The organism is Paludisphaera mucosa, from assembly GCF_029589435.1.
Taxonomy (GTDB): domain Bacteria; phylum Planctomycetota; class Planctomycetia; order Isosphaerales; family Isosphaeraceae; genus Paludisphaera; species Paludisphaera mucosa.
On sequence record NZ_JARRAG010000004.1, the window covers coordinates 30450 to 49666 of the forward strand.

General features: G+C 68.9%; 14 protein-coding genes. 11 read left to right on the forward strand and 3 right to left on the reverse strand.

The genetic code is table 11. The annotated features are described in order from the left end of the window. Window positions 1-149: 149 nt before the first annotated feature. Window positions 150-3752, forward strand: coding sequence for a PAS domain-containing hybrid sensor histidine kinase/response regulator (locus PZE19_RS31085; protein WP_277864561.1), 3603 nt, complete (start codon window positions 150-152; stop codon window positions 3750-3752). An 88-nt stretch (window positions 3753-3840) separates the two neighbouring features. On the opposite strand, the gene PZE19_RS31090 is transcribed toward PZE19_RS31085, so the two are convergent. The 3 genes from PZE19_RS31090 to PZE19_RS31100 form a co-directional block, all read right to left on the reverse strand. Further along, the gene (locus tag PZE19_RS31090) at window positions 3841-4962 is read right to left on the reverse strand and encodes a Gfo/Idh/MocA family protein (RefSeq protein ID WP_277864562.1); all 1122 of its coding nucleotides are present in this window, start codon (window positions 4960-4962) and stop codon (window positions 3841-3843) included. A 227-nt stretch (window positions 4963-5189) separates the two neighbouring features. Further along, window positions 5190-6815: a methyl-accepting chemotaxis protein gene (locus PZE19_RS31095; protein WP_277864563.1), complete on the reverse strand. Its 1626-nt coding sequence runs from the start codon at window positions 6813-6815 to the stop codon at window positions 5190-5192. Window positions 6816-6997: 182 nt separating this feature from the next. Beyond that, window positions 6998-7492: a hypothetical protein gene (locus PZE19_RS31100; RefSeq protein WP_277864564.1), complete on the reverse strand. Its 495-nt coding sequence runs from the start codon at window positions 7490-7492 to the stop codon at window positions 6998-7000. A gap of 300 nt (window positions 7493-7792) precedes the next feature. Between PZE19_RS31100 and PZE19_RS31105 the strand changes: the two genes are divergently transcribed. From PZE19_RS31105 to PZE19_RS31150, 10 genes are all read left to right on the forward strand, one after another. Continuing rightward, complete coding sequence (locus PZE19_RS31105) at window positions 7793-8299, forward strand: chemotaxis protein CheW (RefSeq protein ID WP_277864565.1); 507 nt, start codon at window positions 7793-7795, stop codon at window positions 8297-8299. Window positions 8300-8384: 85 nt separating this feature from the next. Continuing rightward, the gene (locus tag PZE19_RS31110) at window positions 8385-10889 is read left to right on the forward strand and encodes a methyl-accepting chemotaxis protein (protein WP_277864566.1); all 2505 of its coding nucleotides are present in this window, start codon (window positions 8385-8387) and stop codon (window positions 10887-10889) included. A gap of 57 nt (window positions 10890-10946) precedes the next feature. Beyond that, window positions 10947-11342: an Imm10 family immunity protein gene (locus PZE19_RS31115; protein ID WP_277864567.1), complete on the forward strand. Its 396-nt coding sequence runs from the start codon at window positions 10947-10949 to the stop codon at window positions 11340-11342. Between the two features lie 34 nt (window positions 11343-11376). Then, the gene (locus tag PZE19_RS31120) at window positions 11377-12204 is read left to right on the forward strand and encodes a CheR family methyltransferase (protein WP_277864568.1); all 828 of its coding nucleotides are present in this window, start codon (window positions 11377-11379) and stop codon (window positions 12202-12204) included. A gap of 10 nt (window positions 12205-12214) precedes the next feature. Next, window positions 12215-14524, forward strand: coding sequence for a chemotaxis protein CheA (locus PZE19_RS31125; RefSeq protein ID WP_277864569.1), 2310 nt, complete (start codon window positions 12215-12217; stop codon window positions 14522-14524). Then, window positions 14521-15180, forward strand: a complete 660-nt coding sequence (locus tag PZE19_RS31130) for a chemotaxis protein CheC (protein ID WP_277864570.1) — start codon at window positions 14521-14523, stop codon at window positions 15178-15180. Before PZE19_RS31125 ends, PZE19_RS31130 begins: the two co-directional genes overlap by 4 nt. A gap of 20 nt (window positions 15181-15200) precedes the next feature. Next, the gene (locus PZE19_RS31135) at window positions 15201-15713 is read left to right on the forward strand and encodes a chemotaxis protein CheD (RefSeq protein ID WP_277864571.1); all 513 of its coding nucleotides are present in this window, start codon (window positions 15201-15203) and stop codon (window positions 15711-15713) included. Window positions 15714-15767: 54 nt separating this feature from the next. Then, complete coding sequence (locus PZE19_RS31140; protein WP_277864572.1) at window positions 15768-16136, forward strand: response regulator; 369 nt, start codon at window positions 15768-15770, stop codon at window positions 16134-16136. A gap of 37 nt (window positions 16137-16173) precedes the next feature. After that, entirely contained in the window at window positions 16174-17265 is a 1092-nt protein-coding gene (locus PZE19_RS31145) for a protein-glutamate methylesterase/protein-glutamine glutaminase (RefSeq protein ID WP_277864573.1), read from the forward strand. Between the two features lie 433 nt (window positions 17266-17698). Next, window positions 17699-19141: a replication initiator protein A gene (locus PZE19_RS31150; protein WP_277864574.1), complete on the forward strand. Its 1443-nt coding sequence runs from the start codon at window positions 17699-17701 to the stop codon at window positions 19139-19141. Window positions 19142-19217 lie beyond the last annotated feature (76 nt).

The window sequence follows — 19217 nt, forward strand, 5'->3', positions numbered from 1 at the left end:
ATTCGCGTGCCAGGGTGCATCGACGGAGTTTTCTCGAACCGCCTAGACGTTCGCGGGTTCGTCGGGTGTTCGCCAACCCGGCCGCGATTCCCTAGAATGAGGGTCGGAAGCGGGTCGTGGACGCTCGCGGCGCAGGGGCGAGACGAATCATGCAGCCGAACCAGGAAGAGAAGCCCTCCCCTCCCCCTCCCGGCGACGAAGAATGGACGCGAGATAGCGAGGAAGTCCGGACGAGCGAGGCTCGCTTCCGCAACCTGTTCCGCTCGATGGACCAGGCGTCCTGCGTCGTCGAGATCCTGTTCGACGGCTCCGGCAAGGCCGTTGATTTCCGGTTCCTCGAAGCCAACCCGGCGTTCGAGAGGCATACCGGACTCAAGGACGTGGTGGACCGGACGGTGCGGGAGCTGGCGCCGGGGCTCGAAGATTTTTGGTTCGAGACCTATGGTCGAGTCGCCGAGAGTGGCGAGCCGGCTCGGTTCGAGAGGATCTCGGAGCGACTGGGAGGCCGCTGGTTCCACGTCGACGCCTTCCGGCTCGGCGGCCCGGATTCCCGCCAGGTCGCCATCATGTTCAGCGACGTCAGCGACCGCAGGAGGGTCGAGGGAGAATTGCGGCAGAGCGAGGAGCGGCATCGGAGCATCCTCGAGAGCATCACCGACGGCTTCTTCGCCGTGGACCGGGATTGGCGGTTCACCTACGTCAACCCGCAGTTCGAGCGCATCCTCGACCAGTCCGCGGGCGACGTCCTGGGCGAGTCCCTCTGGGTCCTGTACCCGGGCCTCGCCGAGAGCGAATTCGGGGAGATCTATCGCCGGGTCGCGGCCACCCGCGTGGCCGAGTCGGCTACCGCGCACTACGCGGACTTCGACCGCTGGTTCGAGTTCAACGCCTACCCGGCGGTCGACGGCCTGTCCGTCTACTTCCGGGACGTCACCGACCGCATGCTGGCGGAGCAGGCGCTGCGAGCCAGCGAGCGACGATTCCGAGAATTGGCCGACGCCGCCCCGGCCATCCTCTGGGTGACCGAACCCGACGGCCGGTGCACGTTCCTCTCGCGCGGCTGGCACGAGCTCACCGGCCAGGCCGAGGAGGAGGCCCTGGGGATCGGGTGGGTCGACGCCTTGCATCCCGAAGACCAGGTCGCGTCGGGACGCGCCTTCCTCGCCGCCAACGAGCGGCGCCAGATGTTCCGGTGTGAGTATCGCGTCCGCCGCCCGGACGGGTCGTACCGCTGGGCCCTCGACGTCGGCCGCCCGCGGTTCGCGTCGGACGGCTCGTTCCTCGGGTTCGTGGGATCGGTCATCGACGTCCACGAACGGAAGCTGGCCGAGGAGGAGACGCGGCGGCTCGACGCCCGGGTCAACCTGGCTCTCGACTCCGCCCGGCTGGGCACCTGGAACATCGATCCCGCCACGGAAGCGTTGGAGACCGACGACCGGTTCCGGGCCATCTTCGGCGTTGCCGGCGACCATTGTTCATACCAGGACGCCGTCGCCATCGTCCACCCGGACGACCGGGCTCGGGTCCTCGAGGCGATCCTGGCCTCGACGCGCCCCGACGACCCGCAGCCGTACTCGCTCGAATATCGGGTCGTCCACGCCGACGGCTCGGTCCGGTGGGTCTACGTCGAGGGCCGCTCTAATTTCACGGGCGAGGGGTCGGGCCGACGGCTCGCGAGCTTCGACGGCACGATCGCCGACGTCACGGAAAAGAAACGCGCCGAGGACGAGCGCCGAGAGCTGACGGCCCGGATCGGGCTCCAGGCGCGGATCTTCGACACCGCCCTCTCGAACTCGCCCGACTTCATCTACACCTTCGATCTGGCCGGCCGGTTCACCTACATCAACCGAGCCCTGCTGGCCCTCTGGGGCAAGACTTCCGACGAGGCCGTCGGCAAGAACTTTTTCGACCTGGATTACCCGATCGACCTTGCCGCGAGACTCCAGCGGCAGATTCAGCAGGTCGTCGCCACCAGGGCCCACGTGCGGGACGAAACGCCTTATACGAGCGCGGCGGGAGAGCGGCGCTACGACTACATCTTCGTTCCGGTCCTCGCCCCGGACGGGACGGTGGAAGCCGTCGCGGGCTCGACGCGCGACGTCACCGAGCGGACCCAGGCCGAGGAAGCGACCCGGAAACGGGCGCTCCAGCTCCAGAAGCTCGCCGAGATCGCCACGCGCGTGAACGCGGCCCACGACGTGAGTTCGGTCGTGGGCGTGGTGACCGAGGAGGCCAGGCTCCTGATCGGGGCCCGGCAGGCGGCGACGTGCATGGTGCTGGGCACGCACCACCCCTACCCTCTCAACGTCGTCTCGACGGCGACGAATCGGTCCTACGCGGCCGAAGAGCCCGGCATCCTCGGCGCCGACCTCTACATGGTGGTGAACGCCGAGAATCGGCCCGTCCGGCTGACGCAGGACGAACTGGAGCACGACGCGCGGTGGCGAATCCTCCAAAAGGTCGCGCTGGTGAAGCCCAGCGGAGGCGGCTGGCTGGCCGCTCCGCTATTGGGCCGGAACGGGAGGAACCTGGGGCTGCTCCAGCTCGCGGACAAGCTCGACGGCGAGTTCACCGCCGACGACGAGGCCATGCTCGTGCAGCTCTCGCGACTCGCGGCCATCGCCGTCGAGAACGCCCGGCTCTATCAGGAACTCCGCAGCAACGACGCCCGCAAGGACGAGTTCCTGGCGATGCTCGCCCACGAGTTGCGGAACCCGCTCGCGGCCATCGGCAATGCGGTGAAGGTGACCACGAAGAGCGGCCTCAAGGAGCACATCGACTGGTCGATGGAAGTCATCACGCGGCAGATGCAGCACCTCTCGCGGCTCATCGACGACCTCATGGACGTGTCCCGCATCACCCGAGGCAAGATCGAGCTGCGCCGCTCCGTCATGGAGATCACCCCGATCCTGGAGAGCGCGGCCGCCACGGTCCGGACGCTCGTCGACGAGCGGAAGCACACCCTCGAACTCGACGTCGAGCGGGCCGGACTCTGGGCCGACGTCGACCCGACCCGTATGGAACAGGTGGTGGTGAACCTGCTGAACAACGCCGCCAAGTACAGCGACGACGGCGGCCGCATCCGGCTCTCGGCTCGGTCCGAACTGGACGAGGTCGTCGTCGCCGTCACGGACCGAGGCGTGGGCATCCCGCCGGAGAAGATCCCCGAGATGTTCGAGCTGTTCGCCCAGGGCGACCGTTCCCTGGCCCGCTCCGAGGGGGGGTTGGGCATCGGGCTAACCGTGGTGAAGAAGCTCGTCGAGATGCACGGCGGCACGGTCACGGCCCACAGCGCGGGGGCCGGCGAGGGGAGCGAATTCGTCATCCGCCTGCCCCGTGCTAGGTGGACGCCCGAAGCGTCGCGATCCGCCGACGCCGCGAGGGCGGAGACCGGTCGGAAGGTCCGCATCCTCGTGGTCGACGACAACGTGGACACGGCCTGGGGCATGGCGATGCTGCTGGAACTTTTGGGGCACCAGGTGGCGACGGCCCACAGCGGCCCTGCCGCCATCGAGGCGGCGACGGCGACCCCCCCGGACTTCATCCTCCTCGACATCGGCCTCCCGGGCATGAGCGGCTACGAGGTCGCCTCGCGGCTGCGGCGGGAGGCGTGCTGCAAGGACGTCGTCATCGTCGCCGTATCCGGCTACGGCCAGGACGAAGACCGCCGACGTTCGAAAGCCGCCGGCTTCGATCACCACCTGACAAAGCCCCTGGACCACGACGCCCTGCTCGCCTTACTCGCCGATTGACGACCTTCGGGATCGGGAGCGAGTTCGTCGGTCGGGGAAGAAGGCGGACTCCCGCCCGCCTTCTTCGAGGATCGAGGTTTCGTCTCGGTCAGGCGACCTGGTCCATCGTCACGGCCGACTTGGCGTCGACGGAGGCGCGAACGAGCAGGCACGAGAGGACCGCCGCGCGGCCGTGCTCGACGGTGCAGACGGGCTCGCTGCGGGTGCGCACCGAGTTGACGAAGGCCTTGAGCGCGAGCAGCGTGTTATTCGTCTCGGGGCCGCCCAGGACCTGGTCGGCCTTCTTCAGGTCGGGCCGGTACGAGAACGTGCCCGTGCCGAAGTCGACCCCCCCCTTGACGCCGATCAGGCGGGTGAACTCCTCGTTGAACTTGGTCGGCGCGACCCAGCTGTGGATGATGTTCACGAACACGTTGCCGGGGTATTCGACGACGCCCGCGTAATAGTCGTGGACGTCGCGGTCGGCCTGGCGGTCGCGGAAGAGGTCGTCGCGGCCCATCGCCATGGCGCGTACCGGCGGGGCGTTCACGGCCCAGTTGAGGACGTCCCAATTGTGCACGGCCTGCTCGACGATCCAGTCGCCCGAGCGCCTGCGCTGGCCGAACCAGCCGAGCAGCGGTCCCCACGAGTTCGACCAGAGGATCCGCCCCTCGACGAGGTCGCCGATCTCGCCGCGGTGCACGGCGGCGATCGGCTCGATGAAGTGGGGGTCGGCCCGGCGCTGGTGGCCGACCTGGACGATCTGCTTGCTCTCCCGCGCCGCCTTGACCACGGCGTCCAGGTCGGAGCGGCTGAGGCACATCGGCTTCTCGCCATACAGGTCCTTGCCGGCGGCGATGGCGTCGAGATAGCAGCGGGCGTGCAGGTCGCACGGGATGGCGCTGACGATGGCGTCGAGGCCGTCCTTCGCGAGCAGCTCCTTCCAGGTGCCGTCGGTGGTGCCGGCCGGGCGTTTCTGGCCGGCGTTCTCGACGGCCTTGAGTCCCCGTTCCAGGCGCTCGCCGTCCACGTCGCAGATCGCTCGGACGGAGACGCCCGGGATCTGCAGAAGGTTCTGCAGCAGCACCGAGCCCCGATTGCCCACGCCGATCAGGCCGACGCCGATCGTGTCGCCCGCGCCGCGGGCGGCCGCCGCAGCCCCGAGGAGGGGCGCCGACGTGAGGGCTCCGGCGGTCGCGCCGAGGAAGGTTCGTCTCGGGATGCTCATCATCGCAGGTTCTCCCGCCGAGACGGCCCGCACGCGAGCCTCCCGAAGCGCGGGACGGCCTCGTCGGCGCTCGTCCGACCGCCGTATTCGACCCGATCCGCCGGCGCGTCGCAAGATGATACCGGGCCGCGACGGCGCCCTCCCCGCTCCGCAGGGTTCTCGCCGACTTGTCGTCAAACCGGTGGACGACACGCGAGAGACCGCCGCGAACCGCGGCCATGCCGTGCCGATCAGAAGCGGGTGAAGTTCCGATCGTGGGCCTGTTCCTGGTCCTCGTCGAGCTGGATGACGACGCCCGCGCCGGGGGAGTCGGGCGGGGCGGCGGGCTCGGCGTCGCGATCCTGGGCCGGCGTCTCGCGACGTCGGGGCGGGCCGGGCTGTCGGACGAGGGTCGACGGTCGAGCCGGCGCACGGCGTTGCTGCGTCGCGTCCTGAGTGGTCGGAGCGGGTCGTCGATCCGCCTCGACCGAGCCGAGCATCTCCTTGAGCGCGGCGGCCTGGCCCGCCATCGAGGTGGCCGCCGCCGCCAGGTCGACGCTGGCGCCGGCGTTGAGCTGGACGACCTCGTCGAGCTGGCTGACGCCGATGTTGATCTCGTGGGTCGAGGTGCGTTGCTGCTGGGACTCGGCGGCGATCTCCTGCACCAGCTCGGCGGTCCGGCGGATCTTGGGGACGACCTGATCGAGCAGCCGGCCCGCGTCCTCGGCGATCTTCACGCTCGTCACGGCGATGTGGTCGATCTGGAGCGCCGCGAGCTTGCTCTGGTCGGCCAGCTTGTTGACCTCGCTGGCCACGACGGCGAATCCCGCCCCATGCTCGCCGGCGCGGGCCGACTCGATGGCCGCGTTGAGGGCGAGCAGGTTCGTCTGCGACGCGATGCCCTCGATGATCCGGATCTGCTCGGCGATCTGCATGATCGCCTTGACGGTCTCCTTGACGGCCTTGCCGCCGATCTCGGCCATGGCTCGGGCGTCGTCGGCCGACTGGGACGTCTGGCGGGCGTGGTCGGCGTTCCGCTTCACGGCGGCGTCGACCGACTTCAAGCTGCCCGCGATCTGCTCGATCGTCCCCGCCTGCTCCGTCGCCCCCTGGGCGAGCTGTTCGGCACGGATCTCGAGCTGCGTGCTCGTCTCCAGCAACGAGCCCGACGCCGACTGGATGTTGGACACGATCCGGATCAGCCGCCGTCCGAACGCGAAGTAGAGGAGGCCGATCAACGTCAGTGAGCCCAGCCCGACCGCCAGGGTCAAGCTCTGCAGGTTGTAGATCGCGTCGTAGGCGTCGGCCCTGGGGACCACGACGAGGCAGGTGTAGGCGCTGGCCTGGTCGCCCTCCTCGCGGAACTCGCCCTGGGTATAGCCCACCACTTCCGCACCCACGTGACCTTCGACCTCGATCACTCCAGTCGCCCCCCGCTTCGCCGCCTCGGCCGAAGGGGAGCGCAACGGCTCGATGCTCTCGACGTAGAGCGCGTCCACCTCGCGCCCCTCGACCAGCCCCAGGCCCTCGCTCAAGCCCGACCGCGCCACGATCACCTTGTGGTCGGGGCCGACCAACGCCATGCGGGCCGTCGGGGGCAGCTCATACTCGCGCAGGATGCGATCGAACATCCGGCCGATCAGCTCGATCGGCGGCTTGGCTCGATCAAAGGTCACCGGCGTGGCTTCCTTGCCCACGTCCAGGGGCGACCGCTCGAGCGCGGCCAGCACGAACATCGACGCCCGCCGGATCGCACGCGCCTGGCGAAACTTCATCGTCTCGCTCGCCCGATAGGCCACCCACATCGTGGCCAGCAGCGGCAATGCACCGAAGATCAGGAAGGCCAGCAACAGCTTGAAACGCAGGGGCAATCTCACGGAGAACCTCTCGATTCGATCCGACAGCTTCGTCGAACACGACCATCGCCGATCTTGATAAATTGGGCGGCCTGCGTCGATTATACCATGAACTTTTGAGCGAAGAATTGATCCTCGTGACTCCGTCGTCATGCGCGAAGAACGATCCGACCGGATTCCATCCATCAGCCGCGCCGCCGGGATTACGGGCGGACCTGGAAGCGCCGATAGTGCGACCAGGCGACGTGGGTCTCGGCTTCGCCGTCGACGCGGCTCACGACGAGCGTGGTCGCGGCGTCGACCTGGTTGGCGACGAAGACGCGGATCTTGACCGATCGACCCTGGGAGTCTTCCAGCCTCGAGACCGCGCCCGCGTCGCGTCTGGCCGCATCGGCCTTGCCGGGCTCCGGCTCGGTCGTCCCGAGCTTCTCGGCGTAGAAGGCCGCCACCTTATCGAAGGGATCGGGAGTCACGAGGACCGTCGTGCATTTGATGGACTGGACCTTCGGGTCGCCGCCGTCACTCATCGTCGCACCGTCGACCATCCGGGAGCCAGGATACTGCCACTCGGAAAGCACTCCCAGGAGCGTGATATCGCCCGGCGGGGCGGCGTTCAGCGATCTCGCCTGATGAAGCGCCGGGACACCGAGGGCCAGGAGTGCGAGCGCCGACCCGACCAGTCGCCGATGGTTCTTCATCGCAGAAGGCCTCCAGAATTGGTGGACGAGTCGTGGCGAATGAGGACACCGCCCCGTTTAGACTGACGACGTTCCTTAGCCCGATTTCTTAGCATCGCGGCGCGACGAATTCGAGTCCGCAAGCCACAAGTCTCCCCGCCAATTTCGATTCCTGGTTCTCCGGGATATCGCGATTGCGCCGATCGCGCAAAGGTGGGGATGAAAGGATGTACGGATTTCGTGGGAAAAACGGGACGGAATCGATTCGAGTGATACAATCCTCGTTAGATCGACCACCTGGAGCGACGCATCGAGGCCGCAATGAGCCAGCAAACCGGACCATCCCCCAAAGTGGCGCGAAGCGATAACCCGGTCTTGCAGTTCGTCGGGTTCCGCCTCGGCGAAGAGGACTACGCGATCGCGATCACGAAGATCCAGGAGATCATCCTGATGAAGCCGATCACGCGGCTCCCTCAGGCGCCCCACTTCATCGAAGGGCTGATCAACTTGCGGGGCTCGGTGATCCCGGTCGTCAGCCTGCGCAAGCGGTTCGGCCAGCCGGCCCGCGACTTCGACGAGGAGACGCGGACGATCGTGGTGAACGTCCAGGACAAGACGGTCGGCTGCATCGTCGACGCGGTCACCCAGGTCATGCGGATCAACCGCGAGCAGATCCAGCCCTCGCCGCTGGTCTCGGCCGACGACTCGTGCCGGTACGTCTCGGGCCTGGCCCGGCTGGACGATCGACTGCTGATCATGCTCGACGTCGAGCGTCTCTTCCAGTTCGAGGAGCCGGTCGTCCCTTCGGCCGTCGGACCGACCTCCTAAGCGCAGCCGCGAACGACGGGCGACGTCCGCCCGTCGGGCCCAGCCTCCCCCCCATGTCTCGCGTATGGCGAGGTTGCAGATCCCCATGAAGCCCGAATCGCCCCATCACGACGCCGACGACCGCGCCCCGACCCCCGCGAATGGCGCCGAGGCGACCGCCCCCGAACTGAGAGCGAAGCCGGCGCCGCGTCCGACGCCGCCGCGGGCGACGGTTTCGAAGACGCGCCGGGCGATGGCCGCGGCCGCCCCCGCCGAGGCCGTCCATGCCGAAATCGTCGAGGAGCTGCGGGCCGACGCCCGGGCCCTGACCGCGACGCTCGCGGCCCTGGCGGGGGCCGAGACGATCGACGAGTCGGTCCGAGCGGTCCTCGACGTGGTCCGCGAGAAATTCGGCTGGACCTACGCGTCGTACTGGAAGCTCGACGCGACGGGACGGACGCTCGTTTATGAGTTCGACTCGGGGAGGATCTCCGAGGAGTTCGCCCGGCACTCGCGGTCGGCCCGGTTCCGCGAGGGGGAAGGGCTCATCGGCCAGGCCTGGCAGGCGCGCGACGTGGTGGTGATCGACGACCCGGCGGCGGCCCGCGACTGCGGCCGTTGCACGCTGGCCGCCCGCTCCGGGATCCGCACGGCGCTCGCCGTCCCCGTCGTGGTCGAGGGCCGCGTCGTCGCGACGATCGACTTCCTGACCACCCAGACGGCGGCGATCGGGCCCGAGCGTCGCGAGGTGATCCGGGCCATCGGCTGGATCGCGTCCGACAAGATCGCCAAGCTCGGCAAGCAGATGGAGCTGGTGCGCATCCGCCAGATGGTCGAGAACGCGCCGGTCAACATGATGTACGCCGACGCCGAGATGAACATCCAGTACATGAATCCGTGCGCCCGCAAGACGCTGGAGAAGCTGGAAGCGTATCTGCCGGTCAAGGTCGACCAGATGATCGGGGCCTCGATCGACGTTTTCCACAAAGACCCTTCGCACCAGCGTCGGATCCTTTCCGACGGCGCGACGCTTCCTCGGACCCGAACGATCAACGTCGGCCCGGAGCTGTTCGAGCTGCTGGTGACGCCCATGAAGGACCATGAAGGGCGCTACATGTTCCCGATGGTGACCTGGGAAGTCGTCACCGAGAAGGTGCGGAGCCAGGTGCGCGAGGCCGAGCTGCAGGCCGACGCCTCGGCGATGGTGCAGCTCCTCACCGCGCTGGGCGGCGCGACCACGGTCTCGGAGGCGGCCGAGGTGGCTCTGCGGACGGTCCGCGAGGCGTTCGGCTGGTGGTACGGCTCGTTCTGGGAGGTCGACCATTCCGACGGCCGGCTGCGCTGGGTCGCCGATTCCGGGTCGGTCGACGAGGAGTTCCGACGGGTCAGCACGGCGTCGCGATTCCGCGAGGGCGAGGGGTTCAACGGCCAGGCCTGGCAGACCCGCGACCTCGTCTTCGTGTCCGACCTCGGCGAGATGCGGGGCTGCTCGCGGGCCCCGGTGGCGAAGCGGAACGGGCTGAAGTCGGGCGTCTGCTTCCCGATTCTGGTCGACGGTCGGGTGATCGGCACCATGGACTTCTTCACCAAGGAAGAGGTCCAGCTCTCGACGAATCGGCTGGAGACCCTGCGGGGCGTCGGCCGGCAGGTCTCGATCTCGGTGGAACGGGTCGACAGGCAGGCCCAGATCGACCGCAGCAAGCGCGACCTGGAAGAGAAGGTCGGCCGCCTGATGGCGGCGGCCCGCGCCGCCGCCGAGGGCGACTTGACGACCACCATCGACGTCCAGGGGGACGACGACCTCGGCAGGCTGGGTCGGGCCCTGGCGCAGATGATCGCCGACCTCAAGGAGGTCATCGGCCAGGTCGTCGAGTCGGCGAGCCAGTTCGGGGAGGGATCGCGGGTGGTGGCCGAGAGCGCCAATTACCTCAGCGAATCGGCCCAGAACCAGGCGGCGACCGTCGAGGAGATGTCGGCCTCGGTCCAGCAGCTCTCGCAGGCGATCAACGATATCGACAAGAACGCGGTCGCGGCGGCCGGCCTGGCCGACAAGACGTCGCACCTGGCCAAGCAGGGCGGCGAGTCGGTCGAGCAGGCGATCGAGGCCATGGTCCTGATCAAGAAGTCGAGCGAGCAGGTCAGCGACATCATCCAGGTCATCAGCGAGATCGCCAGCCAGACGAACCTTCTCGCCCTCAACGCGGCGATCGAGGCGGCCCGGGCCGGCGAGCACGGCCTGGGGTTCGCCGTCGTGGCCGACGAGGTCCGCAAGCTCGCCGAGCGCTCCAGCGCCGCGGCCAAGGAGATCACCGCCCTGATCAAGGAGTCGACCCGACGCGTCGCCGACGGCGCCAGCCTGTCCGAGAAGGCCGGCGAGTCTCTGGCCCGGATCGTCCAGGGGGTCGAGGAGACCGCCGGCAGCATCGCCAAGATCGCCGGCGCCACGCGCGAGCAGTCGGAGGCGTCGAGCGAAGTCGAGAAGGCCATCCAGAACGTCTCCAGCCTCACCGAGACCAACGCCTCCAGCTCCGAGGAACTCTCTGCGAGCGCCGAAGAGCTGGGCGCGCAGGCGGCCTCGCTGAAGCAAGTTATCTCGGGGTTCAAGGTCTGAGCCGCCCCCGGAACGCCGTCCCCGCGAACCTTAGGTGCCTCCGATGGGAGTGGGATCATGCGGATCGCGTTCCGGGCCGTCCAGGGCTCCTTCGAAGACGACGGCGAGACCCTCGTCGCGGGCGTCGCCACGGGGGATGACTGTTTTGACGACGAAGGGTCCTATATCACCTTTCAGCGTGGTGCGGACTCGGCCCGGAGCCTCGAGGACTGGGAAGAGGACGGCCTCTATTTCGAGTACAAGGACCAGCTCTACGGCGGATACGGCCTGGTCGACGCGTGCCGGCTCGGCCGCGACCGACTGGCCATCGACCTGGCGACGCCGATGTCCGAGCTGGAGAACGTCGTCGGCTTCGACGTGGAGCTGGCGATCAACGACGAGAGTTACGAGAGTCTTCGCGACGGCCTGCTTCGGATCATCGAAGGGACCCGCGCGCGACTGATGGTCGAATGACGACGACGCCCGACCTTACCGGCATCTCAACCCCATGAATCTGATCGAGTTGACCGACGCCGAGTTCGCCAAGTATCGCGACCTGATCTACCGCGTGTCGGGGATCCGGATCGGCGAGAACAAGCGCGTCCTGATCTCGAATCGCGTCCGCCGCCGCCTGCGGGCCACCGGGATCGCCGGCTACTCCGCGTATTTCGACTTCATCCGCTCGGCGGCCGGCCAGGTCGAGATGCAGCCGTTCCTCGACGCCGTGACCACGAACGAGACCTACTTCTTCCGCGACGCCGCTCACTACCAGTGGCTCGCCGACGAGTTCCTCCCCGGGATGGTCCGCGAGGCCGCGGCGCGGCGACGGCCGCGCACGCTGCGGTTCTGGTCGGCCGCCTGCAGCACGGGCGAGGAGCCCTACTCGATGGCCCTGAAGGTCGCCGGCCGCAAGGGCGAGTTCGCCGGCTGGCGGGTGGAGATCGTGGGGACCGACCTGAGCGCCTCGGCCCTGACCGCCGCCCGCGCCGCGGTGTACGACGAGCGGGCCCTGCACCGCGTCGACCCGGCAGACCGCAAGGCTTTCTTCGACGAGGCGCCTGCGGGGCGCTGGACCGTGAAGCCCGAGGTCCGGGCCATGGCCTCCTTCCGCTCGCACAACCTGCTCTTCCCGACCGGCGGCGAGCCGTTCGACTGCATCTTCCTGAAGAACGTGCTGATCTACTTCGACGCGGTCAGCAAGCAGAAGGTCGTCGACGTCATCCTCGCCGCGCTGGCGAAGGGGGGCAGCCTGGTCATCGGGCCGACCGAGGGGATCCATGGCATGCTCGGCGGGCTCGAGAAGTTGAAGCCCTGGCTGTACCGGAAGGGGAGCTGAAGGCCCGGCGATGTCCGATTTCAACCTGAGCGAACTCCTGCCCTTCTATCTCGACGAGACCGACGAGAACATCGCGGCCCTCAACGACGCCCTCCTGCGCCTGGAGCAAGACCCGGCCGACGCCAAGGCGCTGGCCGAGGCCTTCCGGATGTTCCACAGCATCAAGGGCGCGTCGGTCGTCATGGGCTTCGAGTCGGTCAACCGGCTGACCCACGTCCTGGAGAGCCTGTTCGACCAGCTCCGGACCAAGAAGCGCGAGCTGGACCGGCCGGTGCTCGACCTGACCTTCCGCTGCCTGGACGAGCTTCGCGACTATCACCGCGAGCTGCGCTCCGAAGGCCGTAGCGATCGCGACCTCGCCGGCCTCACCCGCGAGGTCGATGCGGCCCTCACGACCCCCTCGACGGCCGTCCCCAGGCCCCCCGCCCCGGCCCCGGAACCCTCGCCTCAGCCCGTCCCCGCCGTCGCGCCTGCGGCCCCGACCGTCATCGCGCTGGCCGACGACGTGCAGGGGACGGTCCGCCTGGTCGTGGAGTTCGAGCCCGGGCTGCAACTGGCCGACATGAAGGCCCGCCTCGTCGTCGAGCGGCTCGGTGCGCGGGGAAGGATCACCGTTACGGATCCGCCGCTGGAGAAGCTCGACGAGGTCGAGTCCCTGGCGCGAATCACCATCTGGATGACGACCTCCGGCGACCTGGAAGGGCTTCGAACCCTGGCCGACGTCGACGGCGTGCTGCGAGTCACGGTCGACCCCGTCGAGGCCGAGGTCGACATGACGGCGCCCGCGTCCGAGCCGGCCGCCGAGGCCGCGCCGGTCGTCGCGGCGGAGCCCGTCGAAGCCCCGACCGCTCCTGCAGCCCCGTCTGCTCCGCAACTTGCCGGCAAGCGGGCGAAGGTGGCCGAGACGATACGGGTCGACAGCGACCGGCTCGACAACCTGATGAACCTGGCCGGAGAGCTGGTGATCAACAAGGCCCGTTTCATCGACGTCGCCAAAGGGCTCGACGAGGTGCTGCGAGGCTCCGACGCCCGCAGTCTGGCCGTGGAGACCGAAGAACGGCTGGATACGATCATGCGGGGGCTCGACCACGTGGTCGGCGGCGCGGGCGCCCGCGCCGGCGACGGGGCCGTCGATCGCTGGGCGGGGCACGTCCGCCGGCTCCGCGAAGACTTCCGCGCGATCCGCGGCGAGCTGGACCGCCTCCGCCAGGGTCGCGAGCGGCTCAAGACGCTGGGCGACGCCATCCACAGCCTGGGCCGCGTGGCCGACGGCCTTCAGAAGGGCGTCCTCGAAACCCGGATGGTGCCGATCGGCCCCCTCTTCGAGCGGTTCCGGCGCGTGATCCGCGACCTGAGCCTGGCGTCCGGCAAGGAGGTCGCGCTCAGGATCGCCGGCGAGAAGACCGAGCTCGACAAGCGGATGATCGACGAGCTGAGCGACCCGCTCATCCACATGGTCCGCAACTCGGTCGACCACGGACTGGAGCCGCCGGACGTCCGCGAGGCCGGCGGCAAGCCCAGGGCCGGGACCGTGGCGTTGCAGGCCTCGCACCGGGGCAACAGCGTGGTCATCACCGTGGGCGACGACGGCCGGGGGATCGACTGCGAGCGCATCCGCCGCAAGATCGTCTCCAAGGGGCTCGTCGGGCGTGACGAGGCCGCCGAGATGACCGACCGCGAGCTGGTGCCTTTCATCTGGCACCCCGGCCTGAGCACCGCCGAAACCGTCACCGAGATCTCCGGGCGCGGCGTGGGGATGGACATCGTCAAGGATCGGATCGACAACCTCAGCGGCAGCGTCGACGTCCGGACGTCGCTCGGCCAGGGGACCGTCTTCACGATCCGCCTGCCGCTCACGCTGGCCATCATGTCGAGCCTGCTGGTGCGGATCTACGACGAGGTCTACGCCCTGCCCCTCGACCACATCGACGAGATCGTCGAGATCCGCGGCGATCGGATCGCTTCGGTGCAGGGCCGGCCGACGATCGAGATCCGGGGCAAGTTCCTGGCCCTCGCGACGCTGGGCGACCTGTTCCACTGGGGGGGCCGCCCCCATCCCTCGGCCCCCGAGCCCTCGCGGTTCGGCGACCATTCCGAGTCGTACCACGTCGTCATCGTCCAGGACGGCGAGACCACGATCGGCCTGGTCGTCGACCAGCTCATCGGCATGCAGGAGGTCGTCTTGAAGTCGTTGGAGCGGAACTTCCGGCCCGTGCCCGGCCTCTCGGGCGCCAGCATCCTGGGCGACGGCCGCGTCTCCCTGATCCTCGACGTCGACGCCCTGGTCGACGCCGCCGCCCGCCGCCGAGGCCGCGCATGACCATCCTGACCGAGGTGCAACGTCGGCTGCTTCGAACGATCCTCGAACGCGGGGCCGAGGGGGCGTCGCAGGCGCTTTCGCGATGGCTGGGCGAGGAGGTCCGGCTCGTCCTGGGCGAGGTGGAACAGATCGAGCTGGAAGAGGCGGCGGAAGCACTCGGGCCTCCCGAGAGCCTGGTGGCCGCCTGCCGGATGGGCCTGGTCGGGCCGATCGGCGGGTCGCTCCTCCTGTGCTTCGAGGACCACGCGGGGCTGGCCCTGGTCGACCTGCTCCTGCACCAGCCCGTCGGGACGACGACGGAATGGGGCGAGGTCGAGCAGTCGGCGGCGATGGAGACGACCAACATCGTCGGCTGCGCATATCTCAACGCCCTGGCGTCGCATCTGCCGTCGAGCCTGGGCGCCGGCTCTTCGGCGATGTCCACGGCCGGCGAGCTGGCGCCCACGCCCCCGGTCTTCTTCCACGAGTTCGCCGGCAGCCTGCTGCAGTTCGCCCTGATGGACCAGGCCCAGGAGCTGGACCGGGTCCTGCTTGTGCGGACGAACTTCGAGCTGGGCGGCGACGGCGCCGGGCTCGACTGGACCCTGCTCTTCGTCCCCGACGCGCCTTCGCTCGCGGCGATGGCCTCGGCCCTCACCGACGGGAACGCTTCTTGACCTCGCGGAGGCCGGTCGACGTGGCCCAGGAATCGGACGCTTCCAACGTGGTCTCGGTGGCGATCGGCCGGTGGGCGGTGGCCGCCTCGCCGTCGCGGCTGCGCACCTTGCTGGGCTCGTGCGTGGGGGTGGTCCTCCACGACCGTGCCGCTAAGCTGGGCGGGCTCGCGCACGTCGTCCTGCCCGACTCGCGGGGGGCCGTCGAGCACCCGGGCAAGTACGCGGACACGGCCATCCCCGCGCTGATCGCCGAGCTGGAACAGGCGATGCGGGGCAAGGCGGCCGGCCGGCTGGTCGCCAAGCTGGCCGGCGGCGCCAGCATGTTCCAGGTCGGCGCGACGTCGACGACGGCCCCGGCCGCGAAGAATATCGGCCGGATGAATCAGGAGGCCGTCGAGGCGATCCTCGCCAGCCTTCGAATCCCGATCCTGGGCCGCGACCTGGGCGGCGACGGCGGTCGCAACCTGATGTTCGACCCCGCCAGCGGCCGGGTCCAGATCCGCAGCCCCGGCGGCGGCGAGCGCGAGATCTAGGCCGGCGGTGGTAGACTGGAACGCGGGACTGGCCCGAGGCTTTGGAGGTCGTGGATGAAACGGCTGCTGGTGGTGGATGACGCCCTGTTCATGCGGCGGCTGATCGGCACGGTCGCACGCGAGGCGGGCTGGGAGGTCGCGGGCGAGGCGGCCGACGGCTCGCAGGCGGTGGCCATGTATCCGGAGCTGCGCCCCGACCTCGTGACGATGGACCTGGTCATGCCCGTGATGGGGGGGCTCGAGGCCCTCAAGAAGATCCGCGAGCTGGATCCCGAGGCGAAGGTCGTCGTCATCACGGCCGTCGACCAGAAGCAGTCGGTGATGGACGCGATCCGCCTGGGCGCGATCGACTTCGTCGTGAAGCCGTTCGACCGGGCCCGCGTGACGGCCCTGCTCCGCAAGGCGGCCGTCGCCTCTTCGTGAACCGCCCGTTTGAACGGCGGCAAGGACCGCGCCAGCCATGTCCGATGATCGCCCCGACGACCCGTCCTCACGCCGCATCCGAGCCCTGGTCGTCGACGACTCCGCCCTGATGCGCCGGCTGCTCACGGACGTCCTCAACGGGTCGGGCCGGATCGAGGTCGTGGGCGTGGCGCGCGACGGCCGCGAGGCGGTCGCGCAGGTGGCGAAGCTCCAGCCCGACGTCGTCACGCTGGACATCGAGATGCCCGAGGTCTCCGGCCTCGACGCCCTGCCCGCCATCCTGGCCATCCGCGAAGTCCCCATCGTCATGGTCAGCGCCCTGACGCAGGAGGGGGCCGACGTGACCCTCAAGGCCCTGGAGCTGGGCGCGGTCGACTTCCACCCCAAGCCGACCCGGAACCAGCTGGCCGAGATGCGCGCCGAGGGCGAGCTGCTCGTCGCCAAGGTCCTCGGCGCCGCCCAGGGACGCGTGTTCCGTCCGCGGAAGTCCGCCCCGGCGTCCCCCCCGCGGTCGACCCCGCCGTCCCTGGCGGGCGAGACGCTCGTCGGTTGCGTGGCGATCGGCATCTCCACGGGAGGCCCCCAGGCCCTCGCGCGGGTCATCCCCCTGCTCCGGCCGCCGACGCCGCCGATCCTGATCGTCCAGCACATGCCGGCCCAGTTCACCGGGGTGTTCGCCGACCGTCTCAACCGGACGTCGACCCTGGAAGTCAAGGAGGCTGCCGAGGGCGACCTGGCGACTCCCAACCGGGTCCTCGTCGCCCCCGGCGGACGTCATCTCACGCTGTCGGGCCGCCCTCCCCTCGCCCGCGCGGTGCTGTCCTCGCCCGAGGATCCTCCGGTCAGCGGCCACAGGCCGTCGGTCGACGTCCTCTTCCGCTCGGTCGCCCGCATGTACCACGGCGCGGCCGTCGGGATCCTGATGACCGGCATGGGTCGGGACGGAGTCGAGGGCTGCCGGGCCATCCTCGACGCGGGCGGCCTGACCCTGGGCCAGGACGAGGCCACGTCCGTCGTCTACGGCATGAACAAGGCCGCTTTCCTCGAAGGCGTCGTCAAGCATCAGTTCGGCCTCGACGACCTCCCCACGCTCCTCCATAGCCTCTCCTCGCGGGGCCACGGCGCGTAACGCAGGACCGACCGAGGCCTACCATAGGCGGGCGGATCGACCGATGGCCCGGGGAGGAATTTCCCCCGCCGCCGCCCCCCCCACGTGGCACGTCCGATCCAACCAGGCTCCTGGGCGAATCTGGCCACCTGCACTTCCGATCGATAGCCCAATTCGGGCGATATCCCGGGGAGGAACCGCCGATTACACGGGGAGGAACCACCGATAGCCCGGGGAGGAACCACCGATTACGCGGGGAGGAACCACCGATAGCCCGGGGAGGAACCACCGATTACGCGGGGAGGAAGTTCTACGTAAACCGTTATGGCGTCGCACTCTTTTTTTTGCTAACAGTATAACCTAGTAACCATGTGAAACCTGCAACAACAAGCGGGGGCGGTGTTGTTGCTCTCCTTGGGGGCTGGGGATGGAACGACCTCAGGATGCAGAGGGCTTGCGAGCGACCCCGGAGTCGGTCCCGGACGAGCGGTTGTTCGGCAAGGACGAGATGAACCTGGCCGAATTTCCGATCACGCTCCTCGCCGATCGCAAGGACGTCAACCTGATCATCCGCGAGGTCCCGGTCCGCGACGAGTCGACGGGCCTGATGATCCTCCGCAAGGTGACCGTGACCGGCTCCGACCTGTACGGCCTCCCCTCATCGCAGGACAACCTGATCCTCCTGGGCCTGATCTACCTGACGAAGCGGGCGAACAACTTCCGGGAGCGGCGGGTCGGGTTCAGCCGCAGCGAGGTGATCAAGGTGCTGGGCTGGGCCGACTCGGGCCAGTCGTACGCCCGGATCGAGCTGTCGCTCAAGCGCTGGGCGAACGTCTTCGTGCTCTACGAGAACGCCTGGTGGGACAAGCCCAGGCAGACGTATTCCTCGAAGGGCTTCGGGATCATCGACGACTTCGAGATCAACGACGGCTCGGCGTCCCGCCAGGCGACCCTGCTCAGGTCGAACATCGCCTGGAACGAGATCTTCTTCCAGAGCCTGGAGGCGGGGTTCGTCCGCACCATCGACCTGAAGCTGTTGCTGCGCCTGCGTCACCCCAGCTCGCAGCAGATGTACCGGTTCCTGGGCAAGCATTTCTACCACTCGCCTTCGCTCACGCTGGACTTGCGGACCTTCGCTTGCGAGCACGTCGGGCTTGACCGCGGCTACAAGGACAACGGCAAGCTCAAGGAGAAGCTCCAGCCGGCGATCGACGAGCTGGAGCAGATCGGCTTCCTGGAGCCGATGGAGAAGGAGCGGCGGTACGCGAAGGTCGGCCCCAAGCAGTGGACCATCACCCTGAGGCGTCGGGCCGATTTGGAGCTGGTCGAGGAGACCCTCGACGCGGGGTCTCCCCTGGCCGGCCCGGAGCCGACCGAGCAGGAGAAGGGGCTCGTCGCCCGGGGCGTCACGGCGACGGTCGCCGCCGAGCTGGCGCTCAACCATCCGGCCGACAGCATCCAGGGCAAGATCGAGGTGTTCGACTGGCTGGTCGAGCGCCGGGACAAGCGAGTCTCGAAGAACCCCGCGGGCTACCTCGCGGAGTCCATCCGCAAGGACTACACGGCGCCCCGCGGCTTCGAGTCCGAGGCCCAGCGGCGCGAGCGGCTCGCGGCCCTCGACGAGCAGCGCCGCAAGGTCGAGGACGCCCGGCGACGGGTCGCCGAGGAACAGCGGGCGAAGGAGCAGGCGGACCAGGCCCGGATCCAGGGCCACTGGGCGAAGCTCTCCGAGGCCGAGCGAACTCGCCTGCAGGACGACGCCCTCGCTTCGCCCGGCCTCGCGTTCCTGGTCAAACGCTACCGTGCCCAGGCCGACCCCGAGCTGGCGGCCCGCACGCTCAAGATGATCCTCGACGGCCACATCCTCGGCTTGCTCGACGACCGGCCGAGGCGATGATCCTCCTCCGCGAGCCATTCACGCCGAGGTCGCGTCGGGCGAATCGCCGCCGGGGCGGCTCGACGGGGGCATGGGA